The organism is Pseudomonas sp. EA_65y_Pfl1_P113 (genome assembly GCF_963970525.1).
In the GTDB taxonomy this organism is placed as follows: domain Bacteria; phylum Pseudomonadota; class Gammaproteobacteria; order Pseudomonadales; family Pseudomonadaceae; genus Aquipseudomonas; species Aquipseudomonas tritici.
The window spans coordinates 1-4,171 of the sequence record NZ_CAXAQM010000068.1; the positions used below are offsets into that span (position 1 = coordinate 1).

Sequence of the window (4,171 nt, forward strand, 5' to 3'; positions counted from 1 at the left end):
CTGCTCTCGCCGATCAAAGACGTACGGGCAGGAACGGTGGTGGATATCAAGCACAAGAAATAACGGAATGTCGCATCCTGAACGGTTCACCTTTTTTTGAATAGGTGGGGTTTATGGATCAGTTACGGTACTGCGCCGGGCTGCGATCTGCCAGATGACGTGGCGTCCCGCATGCTCTTCGCGCTTCTCGACACCGGTATAGCCTGCATCGGCGCAGACCACGTTCTCAGCACCGTGTAGCAGTTTGTCGACTTGGGTTATGTCCGCGACGTTGGCCGCAGTGATCACCACGCTGTGCACCAGCCCTGACTCATCGTCGACACCAATGTGAGCTTTGGCACCGAAGTAATACTGGTTACCTTTCTTGGTTTGATGCATCTCAGGGTCGCGTTTGCCGTCCTTGTTCTTGGTCGAACTGGGCGCATGAATCAGCGTGGCATCGACGATGGTGCCTTGTCGCAGCGACAAGCCACGGTCGCCCAGATAGCCATTGATCACGCCGAGAATACCAGCGGCCAACTCGTGCTTTTCCAGCAGGCGACGGAAGTTGAGGATGGTAGTTTCATCTTGGATCCGCTCCAGGCTCAGACCGGAAAACTGGCGCAAGATCGTCGTCTCGTACAGCGCTTCTTCCATTGCAGGATCGCTGTAACCGAACCAGTTCTGCATGAGATGAACCCGCAGCATCGCCATCAAAGGATAGGCCGGACGACCCCCTTCGCCCGTCGGGTAATGAGGTTCGATCAGGGCAATCAAACCCTTCCAGGGTACGACCCGATCCATCTCGATCAGGAACAATTCCTTGCGGGTCTGCTTGCGCTTACCGGCGTACTCGGCATCGGCGAAGGTCATTTGCTTCATTGAAAAGCTCGGCGATTGGTGTCCGGAGATTTTGCCAAATCAGGAAGTCTTTTTCAGGATTTCCTTAGGGATGGTCCTCAGCTTACAAGCCGCGGCGAGAAGCCTGCTTTATTCATACGCCAGGGACGAAATGGTCATAGGTAGTCGGTTGTTGAAGAGAATTTCGCCCGCCACGCAAGTTCCGGTTGCCGCGCTCTTCTTGTCGGGGGGCTTACCAGCGCTGATTATCATCCTCGGCTTCTATCTGCAGGATGCGGTCGCAACTATTGTAAGCTTCGCTGCGGTCGGTATTTACCTGGCCTTCCAGATGATTGTGCTCGCGGCACTGTACGCACGTATCAGGGGTTGGAAACCAAGCGGTAAATTCACCCTGGGCGTATGGAGTTGGCCGGTGAATATTGGTGCTCTGGCCTACGGCGTTGCCGCAGTGATCAACATGGCCTGGCCGCGTACGCCAGATGCGGCCTGGTATATCGACTACGCTATGGTACTTAGCACTGGCATTGTCATTGGGCTGGGGCTTATTTATATGTGGCTTGCGAAGCCTTATGAGCATGGTACTGCGCCTGCAGGTGATGCCTGGAAAGTCAGGCTGTAGTGCACTGCAAGGCCGCTGCGCGGTGGGCGCTGCGGCCTAGTTGATACTGCCTACCGCCTACTACGATTGTTATCTATCGCTGGTGTTGAGTACGTTTGAAATGTGCATTTAAGCGTCAAAAAACAGAACCTGTCCGGTTATGAAACCGTCAACGGAGCGCTCAAAAGCTTTTTTAACGATTTGACTAGGGACTGGCTAGAAACCACGCATCATCTCGCCATACACCTCCCATGCTTCAATAAGTAACGTGGGATTTACAACATCTATTCGAATACCGCGCGGCAGCTCGTTGGCCCCGCATTTGACAAACGTATCAATTGCTCCATTCGTCGTGGCATCGGTAATGGCCTGAGGGATTGGTTTAACGTTAAGGATTCCGGAAATTAGTGTGAGGCTGCCGTCGTCTTTGATGTGGTCGATTCCGACTTTCACTATATTGATCGATTCTCCAGAAAGGTTCACCAAAAAGTCGCGTGGCTTCACTGTGCGTCGCGTGCGTCCATAGACCAATTTCATCGTGTCTGGACTTCTCTTAACATCATCGAATATAGCCGTGTGAGGACTTCAGTAGCTGTACCAACTAGCGAGATTTCGTTGAGTTCGTGTTCGCCCACACCCTGATCGATCGTGTTCACATGAATCACCGTTTTGTATAACCCAAACGCGATATCAGGCAGGTCCGAGGCCGGGGTGACGATCCCCGATGTGCCAACAGAGACTAGAACGTCGCAATCTTTAATCAATGACATCGCTGACTTCCAGGCGCCAGTGGGGAGGTCTTCTCCGTACCAGACCACTCCAGGACGCAACTTTCCATCACATTTTTTGCACCTGGGTGGCTCGATCCGTGCGCCGAAATGTGTCACTAGTAGGTTATCAGGCGAAAGGTCGGCAGGCCGGTGGCACTCAAAGCATTTCGGTGTAGCCAAGCTGCCATGTAGGTGGAGTACTTCTTTCGAGCCCGCTTTTTCGTGCAAGTCGTCGATGTTTTGCGTAATGATGGTGAACTTACGCCCCAGAGCAGCCATCTGGTGTAGAGCGATATGACCTGCGTTGGGTTTCGCTCTTGCGACCTGCTGCCGAAGCCATAGATACCATCCCCATACTAGTTGAGGGTTCTCGCGAAATGCGTTGGCTGTTTCCAAATACTGTGGATTGTGCCCGGCCCATAAGCCGGTGAGTCGGTCTCGATACGTGGGAATTCCGCTTTCTTGTGAAATGCCCGCGCCTGTTGAGACAACGATGTTTTTGGCTTCTATCAGAGCCTCTACCGCTTGCTCGTAATCGTCATTAATTTTTTCATAGATACTAATCGAGTTTTAATAGACTGAAGTTTATTGCGTACTCTAATTTACGGACCCTCCTATTTTGGCTCTGGGATGCAGCGACTGTTCTGAGAGGGAGAAGGAAGATTTTTGAATATGACTCTTTGATCGGGAGGCGTCGCTTCAACTACGTCTGAAAGCAGATATTTATAAGAGTGCATAAGCGTCTTGTATATTATGTATGTGGGGCGGCCCTCAACCTTCGTTTCAATAACGGCCTCTACAAACTCTTCTACGATCCATCCGCGTCCGCTTGCAACGTTCGGAGGAAGTAATATTGATATTTTCTCAATTCCAAAATTATTACGGTTCAAATTTTTTGCCGAGAAATCTCGCATCCTAAAATAATTATCCATAATAGAGACACTATGATCTGCACCCGTTGAGCTTAGGTGCCAATGAAAGATCATGAATAACGGGTGCGTCCCTGCATGCTCGAATCGATCTAAAACGATTTGGCCATCCAAATACTTTGAGATGTCTTGACCCTCCAGTCCTGACTCGTCTACGACCGCGATCATCAATTCAGGCAAATCTAGATTCCTTCATTAGTGAAATATTCACAGTATACTGTGAAGACGATTGCAGCGCTCTACCTCACAGTGCCCTCCTGATAGGAGGGGTGAGTGGATATCGCAGTTGCATTTGGTAAGGTCTTGCGTGAGGCGAGATTAAGTCAAAAGGTTACACAAGAGGCATTAGCTGCCCAGGCTGGGTTGCAGCGCAACTATGTGAGTCTTATGGAGCGAGGCCATCACCAACCGACATTAGCTACCATCTTTTCTCTGGCGGCAGCACTCAATAGTTCTCCCTTGGACTTGGTGAAGTCGACGATGGAAAAAATATCGGCTTGCGAATAGTGCATCATTAAAAAGTCTTGGCTTTTTCACATAGCTTTTTTGCCCTCAAGCACCACCGGCGATAAATCAGTATGCTGGCTGGGTTCGTGCGACCCTTCGTCAATTCCCACATACAAAAAACGCCACGTCGCTCGCTTTGTCTTCGTGTGAATATTTTGGCGTTACCGCCCCTTTCAGAACCTGTAGATAGCCGCAACTCAGTCCTGCAGCGCTTTGTTGCCGCTATTTCAGTCAAAGCTCTAACCCGATCCGAAAGCCTGAAAAATCAGGCTTAGAAGAATCGGAAGCTGCTGTGCCAAGTCATCGTGACAACGTGTCAATACTTCGTGACAAGTGGGGGCTTAGGGATCAATCCCAGCTCAACGCGCCGCCAGTCTGATACTCGATCACACGAGTCTCAAAGAAATTCTTCTCTTTCTTCAAGTCCATGATCTCGCTCATCCACGGGAACGGGTTGGTGGTGCCTGGATACTCTTCTTTCAAACCAATCTGCGACAGGCGACGGTTAGCGATGAACTTGAGGTAGT

4 protein-coding genes and 3 pseudogenes are annotated in these 4,171 nt (G+C 50.6%); 2 read left to right on the forward strand and 5 right to left on the reverse strand.

Going from position 1 to position 4,171, the window contains the following annotated elements; all coding sequences use genetic code 11:
* Positions 1–126: 126 nt before the first annotated feature.
* Positions 127–861, reverse strand: a pseudogene (locus tag AACY52_RS28105) (IS5 family transposase); the annotation flags it as partial.
* Between the two features lie 64 nt (positions 862–925).
* On the opposite strand from AACY52_RS28105, the pseudogene AACY52_RS28110 reads away from it, so the two are divergent.
* A pseudogene (locus AACY52_RS28110) lies at positions 926–1,459 on the forward strand (amino acid permease); the annotation flags it as partial.
* 195 nt (positions 1,460–1,654) lie between these two features.
* On the opposite strand, the gene AACY52_RS28115 reads toward AACY52_RS28110, so the two are convergent.
* From AACY52_RS28115 to AACY52_RS28125, 3 genes are all read right to left on the reverse strand, one after another.
* Entirely contained in the window at positions 1,655–1,975 is a 321-nt protein-coding gene (locus tag AACY52_RS28115) for a hypothetical protein (protein ID WP_339561050.1), read from the reverse strand.
* Complete coding sequence (locus AACY52_RS28120) at positions 1,972–2,754, reverse strand: NAD-dependent deacetylase (RefSeq protein ID WP_339561053.1); 783 nt, start codon at positions 2,752–2,754, stop codon at positions 1,972–1,974. Before AACY52_RS28120 ends, AACY52_RS28115 begins: the two co-directional genes overlap by 4 nt.
* 68 nt (positions 2,755–2,822) lie before the next feature.
* On the reverse strand, positions 2,823–3,317 hold the full coding sequence (locus tag AACY52_RS28125) for a hypothetical protein (protein ID WP_339561051.1): 495 nt from the start codon (positions 3,315–3,317) through the stop codon (positions 2,823–2,825).
* 93 nt (positions 3,318–3,410) lie between these two features.
* Between AACY52_RS28125 and AACY52_RS28130 the strand changes: the two genes are divergently transcribed.
* Entirely contained in the window at positions 3,411–3,644 is a 234-nt protein-coding gene (locus AACY52_RS28130; protein WP_339561052.1) for a helix-turn-helix transcriptional regulator, read from the forward strand.
* A gap of 348 nt (positions 3,645–3,992) precedes the next feature.
* Here the strand turns inward: AACY52_RS28130 and AACY52_RS28135 are convergent.
* A pseudogene (locus AACY52_RS28135) lies at positions 3,993–4,171 on the reverse strand (ribonucleotide-diphosphate reductase subunit beta); the annotation flags it as partial.